The following is a 22,084-nucleotide window of genomic DNA, read 5'->3' on the forward strand; positions in this document are numbered from 1 at the left end:
GCGCACAGCGTCGCGACCGTCGCGCGTGACGGCGGGCGCGACGAGGTCGCCGTCGAGGAGCCGCTGGAGATCCGCGTGGACGACCGGCCGCTCGTCGTGACGATGCGCACCCCGGGCCACGACGAGGAGCTCGCGCTGGGATTCCTGCACGGCGAGGGCCTGATCGACGCGCCACGGGCGGCGGGCCCGACCGCCGACCTCGCCGCGAACACGGTCGTCGTCGCCGGGCCGCTCCTGCGCGATCCCGGGGCCCGGTCGTTCTTCACCACGTCGTCGTGCGGGGTCTGCGGCAAGGGCGCGCTGGAGGAGGTCGCGGTGCACGCCCCGCCGCTGCCGACCGGCGGCCCGCGGGTGTCGCGCGCGCTGCTGGCCGCGCTGCCGGACCGCCTGCGCCAGCCGGGCTTCCGTCGCACGGGCGGCATGCACGCCACGGGCCTCTTCGACGCCGACGGCCGGCTGCTGCTCCTGCGCGAGGACGTCGGCCGCCACAACGCGATGGACAAGGTGATCGGCCGCGCGCTGCTCGACGGGCTGCTGCCGCTGCACGATCACCTCCTGTGCGTCAGCGGGCGGCTGTCCTTCGAGCTCGTGCAGAAGGCCGCCGTCGCCGGGGCCCCGGTGCTCGTCGGGGTCGGTGCGCCGACCTCGCTGGCGGTCGCACTGGCCGCCGACCGCGGGATGACGCTGTGCGGGTTCGCGCGCGGCGACGCGGTCGCCGTCTACGCGGACCCGGGGCGCGTCGTCGACTGACGCGCCCCCGGTCGGGCCGCTCAGGCCAGGACGAGTCCCGCCTGCGAGACGAGGTGCGTGACCGGCACCCCGTAGGTCGCGCGGAGCCGCTCGACGAGGCCGCGCTCCATCCAGTTCGACGCGCCGGGCGGGTGCGTGGACACGAGGATCTCGGTGGCCGGCCGCAGCGCCAGCGCGTCGGCGACCGCGAGGAACGGGTCGGCGTCGCCGACCTCGCCGGCCGCTCGGATGCCCCGCTGACGCAGGACCGCGACGACCTCCTCGAGCCGTCCCTGCGCCTGCAGGAGCGCCCCGTCCACGTCGGAGAAGGCGTGGCGCAGCCGGCTGTTCAGCGCGGGCGCGACGATCCGGACGTCCGCGGCCGGCGCGCGCTCGACGCGATCGTGGATCACGTCGACGAGGCCGGGACACGGACACGTGCGGTTGGCGACGACCAGGATGTGGGCGGTGGTGGGTCCCATCAGGTGCTCCTCGCGGTTCGGGGTTGAGACGAGTCTGCGCCCCGGTCCTTGCCGGACGGTGAACAGGAGATGACGGTTCGCGTTCGGCGGCGAGCACGCCCCGCGCTCGACCGCCGGTCGGGGCGCCCGGGCCCCGTCCGGTCCCGGCGGGCCATTCACCGCAGCGGGCGCGACGCCGACCATCCGAGCATGGACATCGCGCGTCTCGCCGATTCGGATCCCTCGTCACTCGCCACCCGCGTCGCCCGCATCACCGCCGGGCTGGCCGGGACCTACGTCGTCCTCGAGGCGACGCTCTGGTACACCGGCCGCCCGCCGGTCTACACCGCCGTCGTCAAGCAGAACTGACAGACTCGCCGGCCCATGGCCGGCTACCTGCAGCTCGCCCGCGTCGCGAAGCTCGCGCACGCCCGGGTGTCCACCGCCCGCGAGCTCGAGGCCCGCTGGAAGGCGCTCCCGCCCGAGCAGCAGGAGGAGGCGCGCAAGGAGTGGGAGGCCGTGAAGGCCGCCCTCGCCGCCGTCCGCACGCGCCTGGAGTACGGGCCCCGCGGGTTCGTCAGCGAGCTGAAGGCCGGCTACCGCGGCGAGGAGAGCGCCCCCGCGGACGACCCGCGCCCGCTCGCCGAGCTCGCCAAGGAGCTCGCGTCCGCGAGCAACGCGCTGCGCAACAAGCTCGACGCCTACGACGCCGCGCGGTAGCCGCTACCCGTCCCGCAGGGCGGCCGCGATCGCCGCCCACTGGGCGAGGTCCGGCTGCTCGCCGACGAGCGCCACGCGGTCGGCGAGTCCCCCGACCCGTGCGCGGATCTCCGCCGCCGCCTCGGCGGGCGTGTCGGCCCGCACCGCGAACAGGCGCAGGACGTCGTCGTCGACGAGGTCGGGCATCGTCCGCCACTCCCCCGCGCGCGACGCGGCGTGCAGCGCCTCGAACAGGCCGCCGAGGTCGTGGTGGTCGAGCACGTGCCGGTAGCCGGGCGTCGACCCGTAGAACGCGACGCGCCGGCGCACGCCCTCCCACTCGCCGTCGTCCAGGGCGACGAAGATCCCGGCGGTGACCTCGATGTCCGCGCGGGCGCGACCGCCGGTCTCGAGGCCGCGCTCGAGCGCCGGGAGCGTCACCTCGCGCAGCACGTCGACGGTCTGGAAGGCGTGGCCGAGCAGCCCGTCGGCGACCTCCCCGACGACCTCGAGCATCCGCTCGCGGACCGCGGCCAAGAGGACCGGCGGGCGCCGGACGCCGTCCGGGAGCGCGGGCGGCCGGAAGTTCGGCGGCATCAGCGTGTGCGACCAGAACTCGCCCTCGAACGCCAGCTCGCTGCCGTGCTCCCAGGCGTCGAAGATCGCGCGCAGGGCGAGCGTCTGCTCCCGCATCCGGGCCGCGGGCCGCGCGAACGCGGCGCCGTAGCGACGCTCGACGTGCGCGCGGACCTGCGAGCCGAGCCCGAGCGCGAAGCGGCCGCCGCTGAGGGTCTGCAGGTCCCACGCCGTGTAGGCGAGGTCCATCGGCGTGCGCGGGAGCGCGAGCGCGATCCCCGTGCTGACGCGGACGTCGGCGGTGGCGTCGGCGGCGAGGGTCGCGGCGACGAACGGGTTGCCGGTCGACTCGGTCACCCCGACGCCGGAGAAGCCGAGCGCCTGCGCCTCCCGGGCCGCGGACGCGACGTCGGCGATCGGCAGGGCGCGGAGGGTCAGGTCGACGTGCACGCGCCGAGTGTCGCGCACCCGCGGGTAGGGTGCGCGCGGATGCGACGCACGGTCCGGGATCCGCAGGGCACGCGCTGGACGGTCGGCCGGCGCTGGTCGGAGGGCTTCGAGCTGCCGCGCTGGCGCGGGCGCGACCCGGGACTCGACGGGTTCGACGCGGCGGGCTCGCTGGCCGACGCCGGGCCGCTCGCGATCCTCGGGGCGATCCTGGCCCTGATCGCGATCGCGCTGCTGATCGTGTTCGTCGCCGTGCCGCTGCTGCTGTTCGGCGCCGAGCTCGTGATCGTCCTGGTGGTCGTGCTCGCGGGCCTGGCGGGGCGGCTCGTGCTCGGGCACCCCTGGCTGGTCCAGGCGCGCACCGGCGGCCGGGTCGTCGAGCAGCGGCGGATCGCCGGGTGGGGCGCGAGCCTCGCCGCGGTCGCGGAGCTGCGCGAGGCCGTCGCCGCCGGCCGGCTGCGCGTGCCGCCCGCCCCGGCGCCGGGCGAGGCGCCGACCACCGAGGTGCAGCCGGACGCCGCACCGCCCGCCGCGCCCGACGGGCCGCCGGACGCGGGGGTCGGGGAGCGGGAGCTCGGCCTGCGCGCCGCGATCGCGGTGCTGCTCGGGCTGCTCTGGCTCGGCGGGATCGGCAGCGCCGTCGCGCTCGTCCTCGCGGGCGGCGTGCTGACGGACAGCGACCGCCGCGCGGCGCGGGTCGGCGCGTGGATCGCGGTCGTGCTCGGCTTCCTCGGGGTCGCGCTGACGATCGCGGTGGCGATCGGGCTCGCGGGCCAGGACGTCCGCCTCGACTGAGGTCGTCCGGGACGGTCAGCCGTGCACGTGCACGCGCTCGCCGTGCGGGCCGAAGATGCCGATCGCCTCGACCGGCTCCTCGACCGCGCCCATCGCGTGCGGGGTGCGGCAGCTGAACTCGACCGCCTCGCCGGGCTCGAGGATCAGCTCGTCGTCGCCGAGCAGCAGCCGCAGCCGACCGCTGAGCACGTAGATCCAGTCGTGGCCGTCGTGCACGCGCTGGTCGGCGGGCCCGAGCTCGCGACGGTGCGGGATCAGGAACTTGAACGCGTGCAGGCCGCCCGCGGCGCCCCGTCGCGTCAAGGGCCAGAAGGTCATGTCGCCGCGGCGGACCGGCTCCGCGCGGATGCGCGGGTCCTCCGGGGTGTGCGGCAGCAGCAGTTCGTCGGAGGACACGCCCAGGGCGGCGGCGAGCGCGGGCAGGTGGTCGAGCGCCAGGCGCCGACGACCGGACTCCAGGCGGCTGAGGGTCGAGGTGTCCATCCCCGCCCGGGAGGCGACCGCCTCGAGCGTCAGACCGCGATCGATCCGCAGCTCGCGCAGGCGCCGCCGGACGCGGTCCTCCGCCGACTCGTCGTTTGCCAACATGGCAAGCGATCTTGCCAGCCGCGGGTGCGCCGTGCCACCGTGTCCCCATGGATCAGGACTGGGACGTCATCGTCGTCGGCGCCGGGGCCGCCGGCCTGAACGCCGCGCAGATGCTCGGCCGGGCGCGGCGCCGGACGCTCGTCGTCGACGCCGGGGAGCAGAGCAACCGCGCCGCCCCCGCGGTCCACGGCGTGCTCGGCCACGACGGGCGGACGGCCGACGAGCTGTACGCGCTCGGCCGCCGCGAGCTCGCGACCTACCCGTCGGTCACCGTCCGGGACGGCACCGTCACCGCGGCCCGTGCGACCGGCACGCCGCAGGCCCCCGCGTTCACCGCCACCGTCGACGGCGACGAGCATCGGTCGCGGCGCCTGCTGCTCGCGGGCGGCACGACCTACGTCCTGCCCGACGTCCCGGGCGCGGCCGAGCTGTGGGGCACCGACGTCTTTCACTGCCCGTTCTGCCACGGCTGGGAGGTCCGCGACGCGCCGCTCGCGCTGCTGGCTCCCGGCGGCGGGCACCTGCTGCACGACCTGCTGCTCACCGGCTGGTCCGACGACGTCGTCGTGCTGACCGACGGGCCCGCGACCGCCCTCGACGACGCGGCCCGCGCGACGCTCGACGCCGCCGGGGTGCGACTCGAGGAGCGGCCGATCGCGCGGCTGCGCGCGGAGGGCGGGACGCTCGCCGCGGTCGTCCTCGCCGACGGCGAGGAGCTCGTGCGCCGTGCCGTGCTCAGCGTCCACACGCGCCGCCAGCGCTCGCCGCTGGCCGAGCAGCTCGGCCTCGAGCTGCGGCCGGACGGGACGATCCTGACCGACGGGCAGGCGATGACCTCGCTGCCCGGCGTCCTGGCGGCCGGCGACGCGGCGATGTCGATGCCCAGCGTGCCGAACGCGATCGCGGAGGGCTCACGCGCCGGGGCGTTCGCCAGCACCGGGCTGCTCGCGGAGGATCACGGGCTGCCGTTCCCGCCGCACTGAGCCGACCCCTAGCCTGTGAGAGGTGACGCGGCGGCCGGTCCTCCTCACCATCACCGCCGCGCAGGCGCTCTCGGTCGCCTCGGCGAGCGTCGTCGCCGTGGCGCTGCCGCAGCTCGGGCGCGACCTCGACGCGTCGGCGTCGGAGCTGCAGTGGGTCGTCGACGCGTTCGTGATCGTGTTCGCGTCGCTGCTCGTCGCCGGGGGCGTGCTCGGCGACCGGGTGGGCCGTCGCACGACGTTCCTCGCGGGCCTGTCGCTGTTCGCGCTCGGCTCGCTGTGGTGCGCGCTCGCGCCGAGCGTCCCCGCGCTGCTGGTCGGCCGCGTCGTGCAGGGGGTAGGGCCCGCGCTGCTGCTGCCCGCGTCGCTCGCGCTCGTGACCGCGATCTTCCCCGACGCCGTCGAGCGCGCCCGGGCGATCGGGGTCTGGGCGACCGGCTCGGGCCTGGGGCTCGCGAGCGGGCCGACCGTCGGCGGGATCCTCGTCGAGGCGTTCGACTGGCGTGCGGTCTTCGCGATCAACGTCCCGCTCGCCGCCGCGCTGCTCGTCGTCGGGGTACGCGGGCTGCCGCGCCTGCCCCCCACGCCGTCGCCGCACCGCTTCGACGTCGGCGGCGCGCTGCTGCTGACCGGCGGGATCGCGGCGCTGTGCTTCGCGATCATCGAGGGCCGGACGCTGGGCTGGGGCTCGCCGGGGATCGTCGCGTCCGCCGCGCTCGCGGCCGTGCTGCTCGCCGGCTTCCTGCGCTGGGAGCAGGGGCGGCCGGAGCCGCTCGTCGTCCCCGCGCTGCTGCTGCAGCGCACGTTCCTCGCCGCGAACCTCGCCGGCGGCACCGTGTTCTTCGCCCTCATCGGCGGCACCGTCTACTTCACGGCGTTCTTCCAGCAGGTCCAGGGACGCAGCGCCCTGGAGTCCGGGTTCTGCATGCTGCCGCTGGGCCTCGCCGTCGTGCTCGTCGCGCCGCTCGCGGGGCGGCTGACCCCGCGGCTCGGCGCCGGGCGGCTGATGCTCGCCGGGCTCGCGGTGGCGGCGACCGCGACGCTGCTGATGCTGCGGCTGGAGCCCGGGCTCGGCTACGGGGCGATCTGGTGGAACGTCGCGCTGGTGGGCGTCGGCACCGGCCTGGCGCTGCCGCCGATGACGGTGACGGCGCTGTCCGCCGTCGATCCGGCGCGCACCGGCATGGCGTCGGCGGTCCACAACGCCAGCCGGCAGGTCGGGCAGACGCTCGGGGTCGCGGTGCTCGGGACGATCATCGCCGCGCACGCGGGTGCCGCCGCCGACGGCGGGCGGGCGCTGCGCGGGGTCGCCGCCGAGGACTGGGTCGACGGCCTGCACGTCGCGCTCGTGGTGGCCGCGGCGCTGCTGGTGGCGGTCGCGGTGGCGGTGGCGGCCCTCGTGCGGCCCGGCTCCGGGGGCCCGCCCGCCGCTGCGACGACCGGCACGGTCGCGCGGCCCGCCGGCCCGGAGCCGCTCCGCCCGGCCGCGTAGCGCGAGGACGGCCACGGCGGGCCGCGGCGCCGACCCGCCCGTCCGGGGGCCGGGCGCCGCGCGGCGCCTCAGCCCCGGCGCACCAGGCGATCACGTCCCGCGCGCGGGACGGCCTCGACGTTCTCGGCGGCGTCGGTCGCCCGCACCGTCACGAGGTAGCGACCACGGGGCAGCCGGGCCGCGCGCGTGAGCGCCCAGGCCGTGGTGCCGCGGGCCTGCAGGTAACGGCGCCGGGTGCAGCCGGTCCGCGGACCGAACGTGCCGTCGTCGCGGACGAACCGGCACGAGCTGCCCAGCCGCAGCCCGATCGCCACGCGGACCCGGACGACCCGTGCGCCGCAGCCGGTGTCGGCGGCGGTGCCGGTGATGCGCAGGCCGCCGGCGCGCAGGCGCACGCGGCTGATCGCCGTGGTCGGGGCGACCGTGTCACGGCACCCCGGGGTCGCGGCGAGCGACCCGGAGGCCCCGGCGGTGCCCGGGGCCCCGGCCGCACCGGTCGCGCCGGTCGCTCCCGGCTGCCCCGTGGCCCCGGTCGCACCGGTCGCGCCCGGCTGACCGGCGGCCCCGGTCGCACCCGGCTGACCGGTGGCACCGGTCTCACCGGTCGCGCCCGGCTGACCGGTGGCCCCGGTCGGGCCCGACGCGCCGGTGGAGCCGGTCGCACCCGACGGGCCGGTGGGGCCCGTCGACCCGGTGGAGCCGGTCGGACCGGTCGGGCCGGTCGGCCCCGTCGACCCCGTGGAGCCGGTCGGTCCGGTCGGACCGGTCGGACCGGTCGTGCCGCCGCCCGGGACGTCGCCGGGCGTGAAGCGCGGCTCCTGGAAGGCGAGGTCCGCCAGCTGGATCGACCCGGTCAGGCTGTTCGTGCCGAACCCGAGCCGGACGGTCCGCACGTCGGAGAGGTCGACCCCGACGAACGCCGCGAGCGGGATCCGCACGCCGCTGAGCACCTGCTTGCGCGCCGTGGTCCCGGGCGGCACCTCCAGCGCGGGCGAATAGGAGGAGGAGATCACCGTGCGGCTGCGCGGCGGGGTCGAGCCGTCGGTCAGCGTCACCTCGACCTCGCGCTCGAGCCCCGGCGGGTTCAGCGGCGACGTGTGGTTCGTCGCCGCGCGGAACGCGAGCGTGTCGAACGCGCGCACGTCCCGCCGTCCCTCCCCGAGCGTCACGGTCAGCGCGGCCGTGTCGCTCCAGTCCAGCGACAGCTGCGGGCCACGGCTGCGGTTCGGCGTCGAGCCGCACCCCGTCGTGAGCACCAGCGCGGTCTCCGTCGGCGAGCAGGCGCTCACCGCGCTGAAGCCGGCGAAGGCGACCGCGTCCCCGTCGGGGGTGCGGGTCGGCACCGCCGTGGTCGCCGGGCCGACGAGCAGCCGCCGGTCCGGGGCCGGGGCCACGTAGGAGGTCTGCACGATGTTGCGGCACGTCACGCCCACGGGCGTCCCGGTGCTGTCGGGATCCTCGTCCGGGCAGACCGACGACGGCAGCCCCGCACCGGTCACGATCGGGTCGAACTGCCGCTCACCGCCGACGTAGCGGCGCAGGAAGCCGCCCATCAGCGTGATGCCGACCCGGCGCTCCTCGTCCGGGCTCAGCCGCGTCGGCGCGGCCGCGACGTTGCAGTTGGGGTCGCCGAAGCCGAAGAGGTTCGCGTCGTCGTTCGTCCAGACCGTGTTGAAGTAGTTGTGGTTGGCGCCGTTGACGACGTACTGGATCGCCGGGTGACCGGCCGCCGACAGCGCCGCCTTGTTGCGCTCGAAGACGGGCGCCCCCTGGAGGTTGAAGACGTCGCCGTCGCAGTAGGGCAGCGCGGTCGCGAACGCGGTGTTGTCGAACGTCGGGCGGAAGTTGCCCTGCCCGTCGACCGGCGCCAGCGAGAACACCGCCTTCAGCGGGTAGCGCGGGCCGAAGTCCGGGATCGCGCTCGGCGCGTCCCCCGGGGCGAGCCGCCACGCGGCGGCGTCCTGCGCGGTCAGCGGGCGGGCCGCGTTGTACTGGGCGAAGAGGTTGACGCCCTCGCCGCCGCGCGAGTGCCCCATCACGCCGACGCGCCCGAGGTCCACGCGCCCGATCAGCCCGGTGCCGATCCCGGCCGGTCCGGCCTCGCGGTTCCAGCGCGCCAGCAGGTCGAGCGTGCGCGACATCGTCTGCACGCGGCCGAGGTAGCCGGCGCGGTTGCCGTTCTCCCCCCAGGCCGTCACGTCGTTGATGTCGATCGACGCGACGACGTAGCCCTGCGTCGCGAGCCGCTGGGACAGGTAGTCGTAGCCCTGGTAGGAGCGGGCCGCGTCGACGTCCAGGGCGGCGTCGGCCGCCGGGCCCGCGTCGCTGCGGCACTGGCCGCTGTCGTAGTCGGCGGGCAGTGGCGACACCGGCAGGCCGTCGGGGCCCGACTCGCACGTGGAGTGGTTGCCGTGCAGGAACACAAGCGCCGGGAACGGGCCGTTCCCGTTGGCCGGGTAGTACACGTCGCCCGCGAGCCGCACCCCGGTGGTCGTCGCGTTCTCGCCGACCGGCTGCTTGGGGAAGTCGTACTCGGCGCGCACGAAGCCGTACGGGCCGGGGACCGCGGGGTCCGGGACGACGTCGGTCGCCGCCCCCGCCGGGGACGGGGCGAGCAGCGGCAGCAGGAGCAGGGCGAGCAGCAGCCCGACGGGCGCCCAGGAGGAGCGGCCCGCGCGGGCGCGGAGGTGCGGTGACACGGCGTGTCCTTTCGAGGAGGTGCGGCCGGGCGTCCGAGCTCGACCATCAGCAGGAACGACGTGGGACCGCCGGGCTTGTCCGACCGGCGGTCCAGTCCTGCGCGACCTCGCCTCGACCGCCGGTCGAGCCTCAGCCGTGGTGGGGAGGCAGGTGCGCGGCGGCGCGCCGGGCGGCCTCGATGCGCGCCGGCGGCACGGGGCCGTGGTCGGCGGGCTCGTCGGCCCGGTCGGCGGCCGTCGTGGCGGCCGGGGACGGCGGCGGCGGGTCCTCGAGCGTGCCGTACGGGCTGAGGGCGTGGAGCTGGTGGACGTGCGGTGTGTGCATGGCCTCCCGATGGTCAACCCGGGCCCGTGCGGGGCCCATCAAGAACACGGCCCCCGCATCAAGATCCGGTGAAGATCGGGCGCGGCCCCCGTCCCCTAGGGTTCGCGACGTGTCCCGCATCAGCCCGACGTACCGCTTCGCGATGGCCGCCTGCTCCCCCGCCGTGCGCGGCTGGGGTCGACTGGAGGTGCAGGGCCGCGACCTGCTGCCCGCCGACGGGCCCCTGCTCATCGCGGGGAACCACGACAGCTACTGGGACCCGGTCGCGATCGGCATCGCGGGCATGCCGCGCCGGCAGATCTGCGCGCTGGCCAAGCGCTCGCTGTGGAAGCCCGGCCTCGGGCTGATCCTCGACGGCATGGGCCAGATCCCGATCGAGCGCGGCTCCGGCGACCGCGAGGCGATGGCGACCGCGATCGAGCGGCTGCGCGACGGTGCGTGCATCGGCGTCTTCCCGGAGGGCACGCGCTCCCTCGGACGCGAGCTGCGCGCCCGCAGCGGCATCGGACGGCTCGCCGCCGAGGTCCCCGAGGCGGAGGTCGTCTGCGTGCGCGTGCGCGGCACGGTCGACCTGCCGAAGTTCCCGCGGTCACGTCCGCACGTGCAGGTCGAGTTCTTCCGCCCGGCGGGCGGCGGGCTGCAGCAGGGCGAGTCCACCACGGACTTCGCCGCCCGGCTGCTCGAGGAGATCCGTGCGGGCGCGCCGCGCGTCGTCGCGGGTCGCCGGCCGGCGACCGCCGCCTAGTCGGCGCGTCCCCGCTCACCTATATTCCGGTCGGTGTTGCGACTCATCGCTCCGGCCGCGCTCTCGGCGGTTCTCGTTCTCGCCTGGACCCCGGCACCCGCCACGGCCGTGGTCACCAACGCGCTGATCGTCTTCGACGGCGTCTTCGTGCAGCCGCAAGCCACCCAGGGCCACGAGATCTCGATCCTCGACTTCGGAAACCGGTACCAGGTCCGGGACGTCCTGGGCAAGGTCACCGCGATGAGCGGCTGCAGCCAGAGCGGCGACTTCGCCGACTGCCCGTCCGCGGACATCGAGCGACTCGTCGCCAGCGGCAAGGACGCCCCGGACAACATCGTGGTCGACATCCAGGCGACGATCCCCGCGACGCTCAACGGGCAGGGCGGCAACGACACGCTGACCGGTGGCTCGGGCGAAGACCAGCTCTTCGGAGGCAACGACAACGACAAGCTCTTCGGCGGGCCCGGCGCCGACCGGTTGATCGGGACGACCGGCGCCGACCAAGTCCTCGGCGAGGACGGCGACGACACGCTCGTCGACGAGGCCGGCGACGACACCGCCGCGACCCCCGCCGGCGACGTGTACACCGGCGGCCTCGGGTTCGACCGGCTCGACCTCTCGGCCCGGACCCGGCCCGTTCGCGTCTCGCAGAACGGGATCGCGGACGACGGCCGCGCCGGCGAGGGCGACAACGTCACCGAGGTCGAGTGGGTGCTCGGCGGCTCCGCCGACGACACCATCGGCGGGACGGGCTAGGCCGACCGCCTCGTCGGAGGCGGCGGGAACGACCGGCTCGAGGGCGGCGGCGGCCCGGACGTCCTGCTCGGCGGGACCGACGACGGCGGCCCCGTCGCGGGCGACGACACGCTGGACGGCGGGGCGGGCCCCGACGTGTTCCTCGGCGGCTCCGGGACCGACACCGTCACCTACGAGACGCGGACGACGCCGATGACCGTCACGATCGACGACGTGGCCGACGACGGCGCGCCCGGGGAGGCCGACAACGTCCGTGCCGAGAACGAGAACGTGCTCGGCGGCTCGAGCACCGACACGATCACCGGCGGGGACGGCCCCAACCGCATCGAGGGCGGGGACGGCGGCGACACGCTGTCCGGTCGCGGCGGCGACGACACGCTGCTCGGCGGCCCCGGCACGGACACGCTCACCGGCGGCACCGGCACCGACACGCTGCTCGGCGACGCCGGCGACGACACCCTGGAGTCCCGCGACGGTTCCGCCGACACCGTCGACTGCGGTGCCGGGATCGACACGGCTCGCGTCGACAACGTCGACACCACCGTGAACTGCGAGAGCGTCGAGGTGACGATCGTCCCGACGCCGCAGGGCAACGGGACGAGCCCCGGCCCGACCGGCGGCAGCACCTCGACGCCGACCGGCGGCAGCGCCTCGACGCCGACCACCGGTGGCCCGGGCACCGTGCCGGACACGACCGCCCCGTCGCTCACCGCGCTGCGCCTGTCGCGGCGCACCTTCGCGACCGGCGCCGACGCCACGGCGGTCGCCGCGGCCGTCCGCGAGACGACGCAGGTCTCCTGGCGGCTGAGCGAGCCCGCGGTCGTGACGCTCACCGTGGCGCGCACACGACCGGGCATCCGGCTGCGCGCAGCCGCCACGAGCCCCTGCTCGCCGCGCACCGGACGTCGCGTCGCGACGGTCCGTCGCCAGATCGCCCGCCTCGCGGCGGTCCGCCGGCTCACCGGGACGGCGCGCACGCGCCGCGCCGCGGCGCTGCTGCGCCAGCGCGCCTGCACGGTGGCCACGACCGCCGGGACCCTGCGCCGGACCGCGACCGCCGGGCCCTCGACGTACACGTTCACCGGCCGGATCGGCCGGCGGGCCCTGCCGCGGGGCAGCTACCGGCTCACCGCCGTCGCGCAGGACGCGGCCGGCAACCGTTCGGCCCCGGTCACCACGACCTTCCGCATCGCGCCGTACCGGGCCCGCTAGACGCCCCGGGGCCGCCGCGGCCGGTGAGCGCTCAGGCGGCGGCGAACCGCACGACCCGCCGGGCCACGTCCGCCTCGACGAGCCGGACGTCGAGCTCGTCGCCGAGCTGCACGTCGCCCTCCAGCGGCGCGACGACCGCCGGGTCGTGCAGCTGCACCTGCGCGCCCCGGTCGTCCCGGCCGACGACGACCCCGCGGAACGTCTCCCCCGCGCGCGGCGCGAGCACCGCCGCCTCGACCGCGTCCAGGCACGCGCGCTCGACACTGCTCGCGCGCCGGTCGGCCGCCCGCATGAGGTCGGGCAGCAGCGGCAGCGCGGCGCGCAGGTCCTCGGGGACCGGCTCGCCGGCGCAGAGCGCGGCGCAGACGAGCAGCCCGAAGCGGTCGACCAGCCGGCGCAGCGGCGCGGTGACGTGCGCGTACGGGGCGGCGACGCCCGCGTGCCGCGCGTCGTCCCCGGTCGGGGCCGTCCCGTCGAACGCGGTGTAGGCGGCCCCGCGGAACAGGCGCCTGGCGGCGTGGACGATCGCGACGTGCTCGGGCCGCGCGAGGTTCAGGGAGCGCAGGAACGCCCCGTGCGCGACGCCGTCGGGCCAGGCGACCCCGAGCGCGCGCGCCTGCCGTCGCAGCTGCCCGACCGCCTCCCCCGCGGGCGGCGGCATCGTGCGCAGGATGCCGATCCCGCCGTCGAGCATCAGCTGCGCGGCGGCTGAGCCGGTCATCAGCGAGATCTGCGCGTTGTGGTCCTCGACCGGCACCTGCGGGCGGTACACGAGCGCGTAGCGCCCGTCGTGCTCCTCGATCTCCTGGGCGGGCATCGGCAGCTCCGCGCCGCCGCGCTCGCGCTCCAGGGCGATGCGCCGCTCCCCGATCTCGCGCAGGAGCACGAGCTCCTCGGGTGCCCCAGCCGCATCGAGCGTCGCCTGGACGGACGCGTAGTCGTGGCGGGCGCGGCTGCGCACGCGCGCCCGGGCGACCGTCGCGCCCGTGACCACGCCGCGACCGTCCAGACGCAGGTCCCAGACGAACGCGGGACGCTCCCGGTCGGGCAGCAGCGAGGCGGCGTCCTCGCTGAGCACCGGCGGGTGCAGCGGCGTGCGCCCGTCGGGCGCGTAGATCGTCACGCCACGCCGGCGCGCCTCCGCGTCCAGCGGCGAGCCCAGCGGCACGAACGCGGGCACGTCGGCGATCGCGTACCGCACGCGGTGGCCGTCCCCGTCACGCTCGAGCGCCATCGCCTGGTCGAGGTCCATCGAGCCGGGCGGGTCGATCGTGAAGAACGGCACGTCGGTGAGGTCGCGCGCGGGCAGCGGCGCCCGCACGGCCTCCTCCGCCGCTGCCAGGACCTCCGCGGGGAACGCCTGCGGCACGTCGAGCTCGGCGCGGATCGCGTCGAACGCGGCGCGCAGGTCGGTGGACGGGGCGGGGACGCGCAGCACGTCCGCAAGCCTACGGCGAGCCCTCGTGTCACAGCGGACGGGGGCGGTGCAACTGTTGTCGCGATGGCACGCTCGAACCGACCACCACTCGACGTCGCGGCGCTCTACGCCCGGCTGGCGGACGACCTGCTCGTCTTCCTCACCCGGCGCACGGGCGACCCCGAGATCGCCCTCGACCTCTGGGCCGAGACCTTCGCCCTGGCGGTCGAGGGCCGCCGCCGCTACCGCGGCCGCAGCGACGCCGAGGCCGCGGGCTGGCTGTACGGGATCGCCCGCCGCCAGCTCGCGCTGTACCACCGCCGCGGCCGGATCGAACGGCGCGCCGGCGCCCGGCTGCAGCTCGAGCGGCCGCCCGCGTCCCCCGCGGTGCTCGAGGAGCTGACGCGCCGCGCCGGGCTCGCCGCGCTGCGCGAGGACCTCGGCGCGGCGCTCGCCACCCTCTCCCCGGCGGTCCGCGACGCCGTGACGCTGCGCGTCGTCGAGGAGCTGCCCTACCCCGCGGTCGCCGCCCGCCTGGGGATCGCGGAGCCCGCCGCGCGGGCGCGCGTCTCCCGCGGACTGTCCGCGCTCGCCGACCTGCTCGACCCACCCACCACCAAGGAGGCCCTCCAGCCATGAGCCCGACCCAGTACGACCGCTACCTCGACGACTTCGGGGCGCAGGTGTCCCGCGTCGCCGCCCCCGACCCGGACCCGGTCCGCCCGCCCCGCCGCCGTCTCGCCCTCGGTCTTGGCGGCACGGCGGTCGCGGCCGCCGCGATCGTCGCCGCCGTCCTCGCCGTCGGCGGGGGCGCGGCCGGCGAGCGCCTCGACGCCGTCGCCGAGGCGCAGGCGGCCCTGAACCCCGAGGGAGGCATCGTCCACCTGCGCCTGCGGTCGAGCGACGTCCCGACCCGCGGCCCGGGCGACGCGACCGTCGTCTCGGAGACCTGGAGCGACCCGGCGGCCGACGCCTGGCGCACGCGCTCGGCGGGCTCCGCACCGGCGGACGGCGAGGAGCCCCAGGGCCCCCTGGAGATGAGCTACGCCGACGGGACGCTGCGGGTCTACGTCACGAACATCGACACGCTGCGCGTGCAGCGGATCGACCCCGCCGACGGGCCCGTGATGCCCCTGGACGGCCTCGAGGGGCTCGGGCCCGATCCCGTGCAGGGCCTGCGCGACGCGCTCGCCCGCGGCGAGTTCCGCGACGAGGGCGAGGTGTCCTCGGGCGGGCGGACCGTCCGGCGGCTGGTGGCCACCGACGTGACCGACGCGCGCAGCCGGACCATCACCTACGACGTGGACCCGGAGTCGTTCGCCCCCGTCGCCGGCCGGGTCGTCGTGCGGACGTCCGACGGACTCGAGGTCGTGCGCTCGTTCACCGTGCCGGTGTTCGAGACGCTCGAGGGCTCGGCGGAGAACCGGAGGCTGCTGGACATCCCCACCACCGCCGACACCCGGGTCATCGTCCTGGACCGGGACGGCAACCCCGTGCGCGACGGGCGGTAGCCTGCGCCGCGTGACCGACGCCGCCCTCCTGCCCGACGACCTCGTCCACGCGTTCCGCCGCGACGGGGTCGTCGTGCTGCGCGACCTCCTCACCCCCGAGGAGGTCGCGACGCTCGCGGCCGGCGTCGAGCGCAACCTCGCGTCGCTGTCGCAGCTGGGCATGAACGCGACCGGGCCCGACCGGCCCGGCGCGTTCGTCGAGGACTTCCGCAACTGGACGCGCATCCCGGAGTACGAGCGGGTCGTGCGCGGCTCGGCGCTCGCGCGGGCCGGTGCGCAGCTGATGGGCTCGCGCGCCGCCCGCGTCTTCCACGACCACCTGCTCGTCAAGGAGCCCGGCACGCTGGACCCGAGCCCGTGGCACCAGGACCAGCCGTACTACTGCATCGACGGCACCCAGACCGTGTCGTTCTGGATCCCGCTGGACCCGGTGACGCGCGAGAACACGCTGGAGTTCGTCGCCGGCTCGCACGCGGACGGGCGCTGGTTCATGCCGCGCTCGTTCGTCCGCAAGACCCCGATGGTCTTCGAGGAGGGCGCGCTCGACGAGGTCCCCGACGTGGAGGCCGACCGCGACGCCCACCCGATCGTCGGCTGGGCGATGGAGCCCGGGGACGCGGTGGCGTTCAACATGCTGACGCTGCACGCCGCGGGCGGTTCCCCCACCCGGCGCCGCGCGTTCAGCCTGCGGCTGACCGGGGACGACGTCACCTACGCGCCGCGCCCGCACCGCACGAGCCCGCCGTTCCCGGAGCTCGCCGCCACCGACGGCAGCGGCCTGGCCGCGGGCGCGCCGCTCGCGCACCCGCTGTTCCCCGTCCTGTGGCCCACCGGTCACGTGGACGCCTGATCCTTCCCGGAAGGATCTGCGGTCCACTCGGCGTCGTCGGGTGCGCGCGGCGCGCGTGAGGAATCGATGAGAGCGGGGCGCGAGCCGGTCCGGCGCCGAGCAGGATGAGCGTCATGCGTCGTCTCACCCCCGCCCTGCTGGTCGCCTGCGCGCTGCTGGCCCCCGCCGTCCCCGCCGCCGCCGCGGAGCCGTGGGAGCGCGCCGACGAGTCGATCAGCTGCGCCGACGACGAGGGCTCGCGGCCGTTCTACAACGGTCCGAGCGCCTCGACCGTGTACGACGGGACCTTCGCGCTCGCGCGCGCCGTGCCCGGCCCGCTGCTCGACGGCTACGTGCCGCAGGGCCTGGGCACCTGGCGGGCCTGGGGTGGCCGCGGCGTCGACCTGCTCGTCCAGTCCGCCTACAACGACACGACCGACCGCGCGGTGATCGTCGGCATGGTGCCGGGCGGCGCCACGACCCGGATGCCGGTGCTCGTGCGGCCCGGCGGCCGCGACCCGGTCGACGCGCACGTCGGCGGCGTCGCCGTCGTCGGTCCGTGGCTGTTCGTGGCCGGCGAGGAGGTCGGGGGCGTCCCGACCGTCCTGCGCTTCCCGCTGGACCGCGTGCGCGAGCGCCTCGCCGACGGCCGTCCGCTCACGGCGGCGGCCGAGCACCGGCTCGAGGTCGGCACGAGCGGGTTCAACGCCTCGTTCCTGGCCGCTGACGGGGACGGCTTCTGGGCGGGGACGTTCTCGCAGGACGCCCGCAACCGCATGTACCGCTTCCGCGTCGGCCCGAAGGGCGGCCCGCGACTCATCGGCACGTCCGGCTCGTGGATCCAGGTCCCGAAGAAGACCCAGGGTCTCGCGGTGACGCGCACGCACTTCTTCTTCTCGACCTCCTACGGCAGCGAGAACCGCAGCAACGTCTACGTCGTGCGACGCGGTCGGCGGGACCTCGACGACGCCTACCCGCAGGACGTGACGTGCTTCGCGGCCCCGAGCATGGCGGAGGGGATCACGCTGTCGCGCGGCCGCGCCTTCCTGAGCTTCGAGTCGGGCTCCTACAAGTACCGGGGCGACGCGTGCGACCGCGGCATCTTCGAGGGCGGCTGCACCCGCAACGAGATCACGCACCTGCACCGTGCGAGCGTCCGCGCGCTCCAGGGCATGACCTGAGGCGACCGGCGACGGGCGACCGGTCAGTCGGCGAGGCGGACGATCGCCTCGACCTCGACCGGGATCCCGAACGGCAGCTCGGCGACGCCGATCGCCGAGCGCGCGTGGCGGCCGCGGTCGGGCCCCCAGAGCTCCAGCACGAGGTCGGTGAAGCCGTCCATCACCCCGGGGAGCGCCGTGAACCCGGGCGCCGCGCGGACGAGCCCGAGCGCCTTCACCCACGAGCCGACCCGCTCCAGCGAGCCGAGCTCGTCGCGCAGCGAGGCGAGGATCGACAGCCCGGTCGCGCGGGCCGCCGCGTAGCCGTCCTCGGGCGTGAGGTCACCGCCGACCCGGCCCTGCGACAGGACCGTCGCGCCGTCGACGGGACCGTGCCCGGAGACGTACGCGAGATCACCGTCGACGTGGACCCGGTCGAAGCGCCGCTCGAAGCCCGGCGGTCCGCCGAACAGCGCCGGCAGCGCGATCCCGAGCTCGGTGAGGCGGTCGTCGACGGTGCTCATCACCACGACGCTACCGGCCGCGAGGACCCGCTACCGGAACGTCTGGAACGCCTGCAGCCGCCGCGGGGTCGTGGCGGTGGTGGTCACCGCCCCGGTGTCGAGATCGATCTGCCCGAGGACGTAGGTGTTGTCCGCGAAGCGCAGGCCGTCGAACAGGATGCGGTTGTCGTCGGCGCGGTAGTTGAGGTGGTAGACCTCGACCTCGGCGTCCGGGCCGATGAGCACGCGCTCGGATCCGTCGGTGGTGTCGTAGAGCGTCGTGACGTTGCGCTCCTGCGCCCCCACCCCGCTGAGCACGACGTGGTTCAGCACGCCCTGGGCGACCGCGACCTTCGTGACGGCGGTGGTCGGGCGCGCGAGCGTCGGGAAGTACTGCACGAGCTGGCCCGTGGAGCCCCCGCCGGCGATGACGAACACCTTGCCCTGCAGGGTCGTGAACGCCTTGCTGATCCAGCTGCCCGTGCTGGAGCAGAAGCCCTGGTTGCTGACCCAGTCGGAGCAGAGCGACGTGCTGTCGTTGCGCGGGGGCAGCCCGTCCTCCCGCCCGGGCCCGATCCACAGCGGCGGATCGACCTCGTCGCTGGCGGCGAGGTAGCGGCGCACGCCGTAGTCCCCGGTGACGCTGACCCCGAAGTACACGTTGCCGTCCGGGAAGCGGCGCAGGAAGCTCGCGGCCGATGCCCGCAGGGTGCGCAGCGCCCCGCCCGGCGCGATGCGCCGCAGCCACGGAGCCTGGGTGTTCGACGTCGACCCGGTCAGCAGCACGGTGCCGTCACCGAGCACGAGGAAGTCGCTGACCGAGGCGTTGTCGGTGATGAGGTCGGTGCGCACCCCACCCGAGAAGCGGCGCAGGACGGTGCGGCCGTCGGCGGTGCCGCCGAGGTAGTAGACGCCGCCGCGGTCGTCGAACTGCACCGCCGGGTTGGGTGCCCCGGCGCCGCCGCCGTAGCCGTCCCACCAGACCGAGGCCAGCGTGCTGTCGACGCAGGTCGGGACGCCGTCCTGACGCCCGACCTCGGCGAGCAGGCACGACGGGCCGTCGGGCGCGAGCGGCGTGGGGCTGACGAACAGGACGAACAGCCGGTCGTTCGGCGCGATGAGGAAGCGGCTGGCCTGGACGGTGCCGGACACGAGCGCCTCGCGCAGGCGGCCGGCGCCGTCGACGACCGCGAGGTTGGAGACGCCGGTGTTGGTCGCGCGCGTCGCCGGGAGCGGCATCGACGGGTCGCGCAGGGCGATGCCCGCCGCACCCGTGAGGTCGAACCGCACCGGCGCGGCGGGCGGGGCGACGTAGCCGGGACCCCACGGCACGCTCGAGGGGGAGCGGCTGCCCGACGACCGCCGGGCGCAGCTTGCAGTACGGGACGAGGCTCCCGGCCTTGCGGTCGTAGCGCCGGGCGGCGGCGAGCTTCTTCGTGCGGGCCGCGCCCTTCAGCGTCCTCGCGGAGGAGCGGGCGTTGGCCGCCTGGCGCTTGAAGGTGAGGAAGCGGCCGGCCTTCGTGCGCGTGCCGGCGTACCAGGTGCCACCGATGCGCGCGCAGCTGACGGTGCCGACCGTCTTGAGGTCCTTGGCGGCGACGACGACGCCGAGGGGCGCCTTGGGCTTGGCCGGCGCCTTCTTCGCCGTCGCGGCGTGGGCGGCCGGCACCGGGAGCGTGGCTCCCAGGGCGAGGACGGCGAGGACCGGGATCTTCCGCAGGTGCGTCACCCGGCGCGTATCGGCTCGCGCGGGCCGGGACTTGAGCGCGGGCGCGCCCGGTGACGGTGCGGGTGCTCGACGGCTGCCCGACCGGCCGAACCGGGCGGGCCCATGCCCATATGTGGGCGTCTGCTCACCCAGTTCGCGTCCGGGGACGCCCCCGGACACCCGGGCGCCCGGGGCGGAACGGGCGAGGGCCCCGCACGCGGCGGGGCCCTCGGGCACGACGGTCCGGTGTGGGGCGACCGCTACGCGGTGGCGGCCACCGGCTCGTCGCTGTAGATCTCGCCGGCCTCGGCCTTGGCGACCAGGGACGCCGGCGGCTCGAAGCGCTCGCCGTACTTCTCGGCCAGCTCACGCGAGCGGGCGACGAAGCCGGCGACGCCACCCTCGTAGCCGTTGATGTACTGGATCACGCCGCCCGTCCAGGCCGGGAAGCCGATGCCCATGATCGAGCCGATGTTGGCGTCGGACACGGTCTCGAGCACGCCCTCGTCCAGGCACTTGACGGTCTCGAGGGCCTCGGCGAAGAGCATCCGCTCCTCGAGGTCCTTGAGGTCGACGGTGAACGGGTCGACGGTGACGGGGAAGAGGTCGTTCAGACCGCTCCACAGCCCCGTGCGCTTGCCGTCCTCGCCGTACTCGTAGAAGCCGGCGCCGCGGACGCGGGCGGGACGGCCGGCTTCGATCATCTTGTCGATGACGTCGAACGCCGGGTGGCTGATGGGCTCCTTGCCCTCGGCCACGAGCGCGTCGTTGCCCGCCTTGCGGATGCGGACCATGAGCTCCATGTTGAGCTCGTCGGTCAGCTGCAGGACCGGCGCCGGGTAGCCCGCCTGCGAGGACGCCTGCTCGATGGTCTGGGGCGAGTAGCCCTCGTTGACCATCGCGATGCCCTCGTTGATGAACGTGCCGATGACGCGCGAGGTGAAGAAGCCGCGCGAGTCGTTGACGACGATCGGGGTCTTCTTGATCTGCTTGGCGAAGTCGAGGCTCTTGTAGAGGACCTCGTCGCCGCCGCCGGCGCCCTTGATGATCTCGAGCAGCGGCATCTTGTCCACGGGGGAGAAGAAGTGCAGGCCGATGAAGGCCTCCGGGCGGCTGACGTTGCCGGCCAGGTCGGTGATCGGGAGCGTCGAGGTGTTGGAGCCCAGGATCGCGTCGGGCGCGACGTGCGGCTCGATCTCCTTCCAGACCTGCTCCTTGATGGACGGGTCCTCGAAGACCGCCTCGATGACGATGTCGGCGCCGGCCGCGGCGGCCGGGTCGGTCGTCGGGGTGATCCGCGCGAGCAGGGCGTCGCCCTTCTCCTGCGTGACCTTGCCCTTGGAGACGCCCTTGGCGACGAGCTTCTCGCTGTAGGCCTTGCCCTTGTCGGCGGCCTCCTGCGAGACGTCCTTGAGGACGACCTCGATGCCGGCCTTCGCGCACACGTACGCGATCGCGGCGCCCATCATGCCCGCGCCGAGCACGACGGCCTTCTTGGCCTCGTACTTCTCGATGCCCTCGGGGCGGTTGCGGTCGCCGTTGACCGCGTTCATGTCGAAGAAGAACGCCTGGATCATGTTCTTCGCGACCTGGCCGGTGGCGAGGTTCGTGAAGTACCGGCCCTCGATCGCGAGCGCGTTGTCGAAGTCGACGAGCGCGCCCTCGGCCGCGACGGCCATGATCGCCTTCGGGGCCGGGTAGTTGGCGCCCTTGAGCTGCTTCTTCAGGTTGGCCGGGAACGCGGGCAGGTTCGCCGCGAGCGCCGGGGTCTGCGGGGTGCCGCCGGGGATCTTGTACTTCTTGTCCGCGTCCCAGGGCTGCTGCGACTCCGGGTTGGCCTCGATGAACTTCTTGGCCGCCGGGATCAGGTCGTCGGGGCTGTCGACGAGCTCGCTGACGAGGCCCATCTCGAGCGCCTTGTCCGGGCGCACGCGCTGGCCCTGCAGCAGCAGGCCCATGAGCGCGTTGACGATGCCGAGCATGCGCACGGAGCGCACGACGCCACCGGCACCGGGGAGCAAGCCGAGCTGCACCTCGGGGAAGCCGAGCTGGATCTTCGGGTCGTTGACGACCACGCGGTGGTGGGCGACGAGCGCGATCTCCAGACCGCCGCCCAGGGCGGCGCCGTTGATCGCGGCGACGACCGGCTTGCCGAGGGTCTCGAGGCGACGCATGTCGGCCTTGAGGTCCTCGACGCCGGCGCTGAACTCGGCCGCGTCACCGGGGCCGACGCGACGGAGGTCGTTGAGGTCGCCACCGGCGAAGAAGGTCTTCTTCGCGGAGGTGATGATGACGCCCTTGATCGAGTCCTTCTCGGCCTCGAGCTGGTCCACGGTCTCCTTGAAGGAGGCCATGAACGCGGCGTTCATCGTGTTGGCGGACTGGTTCGGGTCGTCGAGGACGAGGTTGACGATCCCGTCCGCGTCCTTCTCGTAGCGGATGGTGCTCATGG

The 22,084-nt window shown here is 75.4% G+C and carries 21 protein-coding genes and 2 pseudogenes; 14 read left to right on the plus strand and 9 right to left on the minus strand.

Annotation, left to right across the window (positions count from 1 at the left end):
- Positions 1 to 51 precede the first annotated feature (51 nt).
- Positions 52 to 750 (plus strand): annotated as a pseudogene (fdhD, locus tag GKE82_RS31335) (formate dehydrogenase accessory sulfurtransferase FdhD); the annotation flags it as partial.
- A 20-nt stretch (positions 751 to 770) separates the two neighbouring features.
- On the opposite strand, the gene GKE82_RS09125 reads toward fdhD, so the two are convergent.
- On the minus strand, positions 771 to 1,211 hold the full coding sequence (locus tag GKE82_RS09125) for a hypothetical protein (RefSeq protein ID WP_154733064.1): 441 nt from the start codon (positions 1,209 to 1,211) through the stop codon (positions 771 to 773).
- A 189-nt stretch (positions 1,212 to 1,400) separates the two neighbouring features.
- Here GKE82_RS09125 and GKE82_RS09130 point away from each other — a divergent pair, with 189 nt between their 5' ends.
- Positions 1,401 to 1,559: a hypothetical protein gene (locus GKE82_RS09130; protein WP_154733065.1), complete on the plus strand. Its 159-nt coding sequence runs from the start codon at positions 1,401 to 1,403 to the stop codon at positions 1,557 to 1,559.
- A gap of 15 nt (positions 1,560 to 1,574) precedes the next feature.
- Complete coding sequence (locus GKE82_RS09135; protein WP_107566650.1) at positions 1,575 to 1,910, plus strand: hypothetical protein; 336 nt, start codon at positions 1,575 to 1,577, stop codon at positions 1,908 to 1,910.
- A gap of 3 nt (positions 1,911 to 1,913) precedes the next feature.
- On the opposite strand, the gene GKE82_RS09140 is transcribed toward GKE82_RS09135, so the two are convergent.
- The gene (locus tag GKE82_RS09140) at positions 1,914 to 2,915 is read right to left on the minus strand and encodes a TIGR03617 family F420-dependent LLM class oxidoreductase (RefSeq protein WP_196189135.1); all 1,002 of its coding nucleotides are present in this window, start codon (positions 2,913 to 2,915) and stop codon (positions 1,914 to 1,916) included.
- A gap of 39 nt (positions 2,916 to 2,954) precedes the next feature.
- Between GKE82_RS09140 and GKE82_RS26935 the strand changes: the two genes are divergently transcribed.
- Positions 2,955 to 3,707, plus strand: a complete 753-nt coding sequence (locus GKE82_RS26935) for a hypothetical protein (protein WP_196189136.1) — start codon at positions 2,955 to 2,957, stop codon at positions 3,705 to 3,707.
- Positions 3,708 to 3,722: 15 nt separating this feature from the next.
- On the opposite strand, the gene GKE82_RS09145 is transcribed toward GKE82_RS26935, so the two are convergent.
- Positions 3,723 to 4,295 carry a helix-turn-helix domain-containing protein gene (locus GKE82_RS09145; RefSeq protein WP_107566652.1) on the minus strand — a complete coding sequence of 191 codons (573 nt, stop codon included), beginning with the start codon at positions 4,293 to 4,295 and terminating at the stop codon, positions 3,723 to 3,725.
- Positions 4,296 to 4,342: 47 nt separating this feature from the next.
- On the opposite strand from GKE82_RS09145, the gene GKE82_RS09150 reads away from it, so the two are divergent.
- Positions 4,343 to 5,278 (plus strand): NAD(P)/FAD-dependent oxidoreductase, encoded by a 936-nt coding sequence (locus tag GKE82_RS09150; protein ID WP_107566653.1) that lies wholly within the window; start codon positions 4,343 to 4,345, stop codon positions 5,276 to 5,278.
- Between the two features lie 22 nt (positions 5,279 to 5,300).
- Complete coding sequence (locus GKE82_RS09155; protein WP_154733067.1) at positions 5,301 to 6,767, plus strand: MFS transporter; 1,467 nt, start codon at positions 5,301 to 5,303, stop codon at positions 6,765 to 6,767.
- Positions 6,768 to 6,835: 68 nt separating this feature from the next.
- On the opposite strand, the gene GKE82_RS26940 is transcribed toward GKE82_RS09155, so the two are convergent.
- Both GKE82_RS26940 and GKE82_RS09165 read right to left on the minus strand, forming a co-directional pair.
- Positions 6,836 to 9,466, minus strand: coding sequence for a hypothetical protein (locus tag GKE82_RS26940; protein WP_196189137.1), 2,631 nt, complete (start codon positions 9,464 to 9,466; stop codon positions 6,836 to 6,838).
- Positions 9,467 to 9,596: 130 nt separating this feature from the next.
- A complete protein-coding gene (locus GKE82_RS09165) occupies positions 9,597 to 9,791 on the minus strand; it encodes a hypothetical protein (protein WP_154733068.1) in 195 nt (64 codons plus the stop codon).
- Positions 9,792 to 9,900: 109 nt separating this feature from the next.
- On the opposite strand from GKE82_RS09165, the gene GKE82_RS09170 reads away from it, so the two are divergent.
- The 4 genes and pseudogenes from GKE82_RS09170 (at position 9,901) to GKE82_RS09185 (ending at position 12,504) form a co-directional block, all read left to right on the plus strand.
- The gene (locus tag GKE82_RS09170) at positions 9,901 to 10,536 is read left to right on the plus strand and encodes a lysophospholipid acyltransferase family protein (protein ID WP_199223814.1); all 636 of its coding nucleotides are present in this window, start codon (positions 9,901 to 9,903) and stop codon (positions 10,534 to 10,536) included.
- 33 nt (positions 10,537 to 10,569) lie between these two features.
- Positions 10,570 to 11,292, plus strand: coding sequence for a calcium-binding protein (locus GKE82_RS09175; RefSeq protein WP_154733070.1), 723 nt, complete (start codon positions 10,570 to 10,572; stop codon positions 11,290 to 11,292).
- A 12-nt stretch (positions 11,293 to 11,304) separates the two neighbouring features.
- Positions 11,305 to 11,364 (plus strand): annotated as a pseudogene (locus GKE82_RS31340) (hypothetical protein); the annotation flags it as partial.
- Positions 11,356 to 12,504 (plus strand): hypothetical protein, encoded by a 1,149-nt coding sequence (locus GKE82_RS09185; protein WP_255450902.1) that lies wholly within the window; start codon positions 11,356 to 11,358, stop codon positions 12,502 to 12,504. The pseudogene GKE82_RS31340 and the gene GKE82_RS09185, both read left to right, overlap by 9 nt.
- Before the next feature lie 31 nt (positions 12,505 to 12,535).
- Here GKE82_RS09185 and GKE82_RS09190 read toward each other — a convergent pair whose 3' ends face one another.
- The gene (locus GKE82_RS09190; protein WP_309233513.1) at positions 12,536 to 13,942 is read right to left on the minus strand and encodes an RNB domain-containing ribonuclease; all 1,407 of its coding nucleotides are present in this window, start codon (positions 13,940 to 13,942) and stop codon (positions 12,536 to 12,538) included.
- Positions 13,943 to 14,005: 63 nt separating this feature from the next.
- Between GKE82_RS09190 and GKE82_RS09195 the strand changes: the two genes are divergently transcribed.
- The 4 genes from GKE82_RS09195 to GKE82_RS09210 all read left to right on the plus strand — a co-directional run bounded on the left by GKE82_RS09195 (position 14,006) and on the right by GKE82_RS09210 (position 17,442).
- A complete protein-coding gene (locus tag GKE82_RS09195; protein ID WP_154733072.1) occupies positions 14,006 to 14,560 on the plus strand; it encodes an RNA polymerase sigma factor in 555 nt (184 codons plus the stop codon).
- Complete coding sequence (locus tag GKE82_RS09200; protein WP_154733073.1) at positions 14,557 to 15,432, plus strand: hypothetical protein; 876 nt, start codon at positions 14,557 to 14,559, stop codon at positions 15,430 to 15,432. Before GKE82_RS09195 ends, GKE82_RS09200 begins: the two co-directional genes overlap by 4 nt.
- Before the next feature lie 10 nt (positions 15,433 to 15,442).
- The gene (locus GKE82_RS09205; RefSeq protein WP_309233514.1) at positions 15,443 to 16,282 is read left to right on the plus strand and encodes a phytanoyl-CoA dioxygenase family protein; all 840 of its coding nucleotides are present in this window, start codon (positions 15,443 to 15,445) and stop codon (positions 16,280 to 16,282) included.
- 113 nt (positions 16,283 to 16,395) lie between these two features.
- The gene (locus GKE82_RS09210; RefSeq protein WP_154733075.1) at positions 16,396 to 17,442 is read left to right on the plus strand and encodes a hypothetical protein; all 1,047 of its coding nucleotides are present in this window, start codon (positions 16,396 to 16,398) and stop codon (positions 17,440 to 17,442) included.
- A gap of 23 nt (positions 17,443 to 17,465) precedes the next feature.
- Here GKE82_RS09210 and GKE82_RS09215 read toward each other — a convergent pair whose 3' ends face one another.
- The 3 genes from GKE82_RS09215 to GKE82_RS09225 all read right to left on the minus strand — a co-directional run bounded on the left by GKE82_RS09215 (position 17,466) and on the right by GKE82_RS09225 (position 22,082).
- Positions 17,466 to 17,945 (minus strand): RidA family protein, encoded by a 480-nt coding sequence (locus tag GKE82_RS09215; protein WP_154733076.1) that lies wholly within the window; start codon positions 17,943 to 17,945, stop codon positions 17,466 to 17,468.
- Positions 17,946 to 17,975: 30 nt separating this feature from the next.
- The gene (locus tag GKE82_RS09220; RefSeq protein ID WP_154733077.1) at positions 17,976 to 19,256 is read right to left on the minus strand and encodes a hypothetical protein; all 1,281 of its coding nucleotides are present in this window, start codon (positions 19,254 to 19,256) and stop codon (positions 17,976 to 17,978) included.
- A 636-nt stretch (positions 19,257 to 19,892) separates the two neighbouring features.
- Positions 19,893 to 22,082 (minus strand): 3-hydroxyacyl-CoA dehydrogenase NAD-binding domain-containing protein, encoded by a 2,190-nt coding sequence (locus GKE82_RS09225; protein WP_154733078.1) that lies wholly within the window; start codon positions 22,080 to 22,082, stop codon positions 19,893 to 19,895.
- Positions 22,083 to 22,084 lie beyond the last annotated feature (2 nt).

It is taken from the genome of Conexibacter sp. W3-3-2, from assembly GCF_009707605.1.
Lineage (GTDB): Bacteria > Actinomycetota > Thermoleophilia > Solirubrobacterales > Solirubrobacteraceae > Paraconexibacter > Paraconexibacter algicola.

Coding starts and splice junctions, on each gene's coding strand:
- GKE82_RS09125 (WP_154733064.1), bottom strand. CDS start 1,211: ATGGGACCCACCACCGCCCACATCCTGGTCGTCGCCAACCGCACGTGT.
- GKE82_RS09130 (WP_154733065.1), top strand. CDS start 1,401: ATGGACATCGCGCGTCTCGCCGATTCGGATCCCTCGTCACTCGCCACC.
- GKE82_RS09135 (WP_107566650.1), top strand. CDS start 1,575: ATGGCCGGCTACCTGCAGCTCGCCCGCGTCGCGAAGCTCGCGCACGCC.
- GKE82_RS26935 (WP_196189136.1), top strand. CDS start 2,955: ATGCGACGCACGGTCCGGGATCCGCAGGGCACGCGCTGGACGGTCGGC.
- GKE82_RS09145 (WP_107566652.1), bottom strand. CDS start 4,295: ATGTTGGCAAACGACGAGTCGGCGGAGGACCGCGTCCGGCGGCGCCTG.
- GKE82_RS09150 (WP_107566653.1), top strand. CDS start 4,343: ATGGATCAGGACTGGGACGTCATCGTCGTCGGCGCCGGGGCCGCCGGC.
- GKE82_RS09165 (WP_154733068.1), bottom strand. CDS start 9,791: ATGCACACACCGCACGTCCACCAGCTCCACGCCCTCAGCCCGTACGGC.
- GKE82_RS09195 (WP_154733072.1), top strand. CDS start 14,006: ATGGCACGCTCGAACCGACCACCACTCGACGTCGCGGCGCTCTACGCC.
- GKE82_RS09200 (WP_154733073.1), top strand. CDS start 14,557: ATGAGCCCGACCCAGTACGACCGCTACCTCGACGACTTCGGGGCGCAG.
- GKE82_RS09210 (WP_154733075.1), top strand. CDS start 16,396: ATGCGTCGTCTCACCCCCGCCCTGCTGGTCGCCTGCGCGCTGCTGGCC.
- GKE82_RS09215 (WP_154733076.1), bottom strand. CDS start 17,945: ATGAGCACCGTCGACGACCGCCTCACCGAGCTCGGGATCGCGCTGCCG.
- GKE82_RS09225 (WP_154733078.1), bottom strand. CDS start 22,082: ATGAGCACCATCCGCTACGAGAAGGACGCGGACGGGATCGTCAACCTC.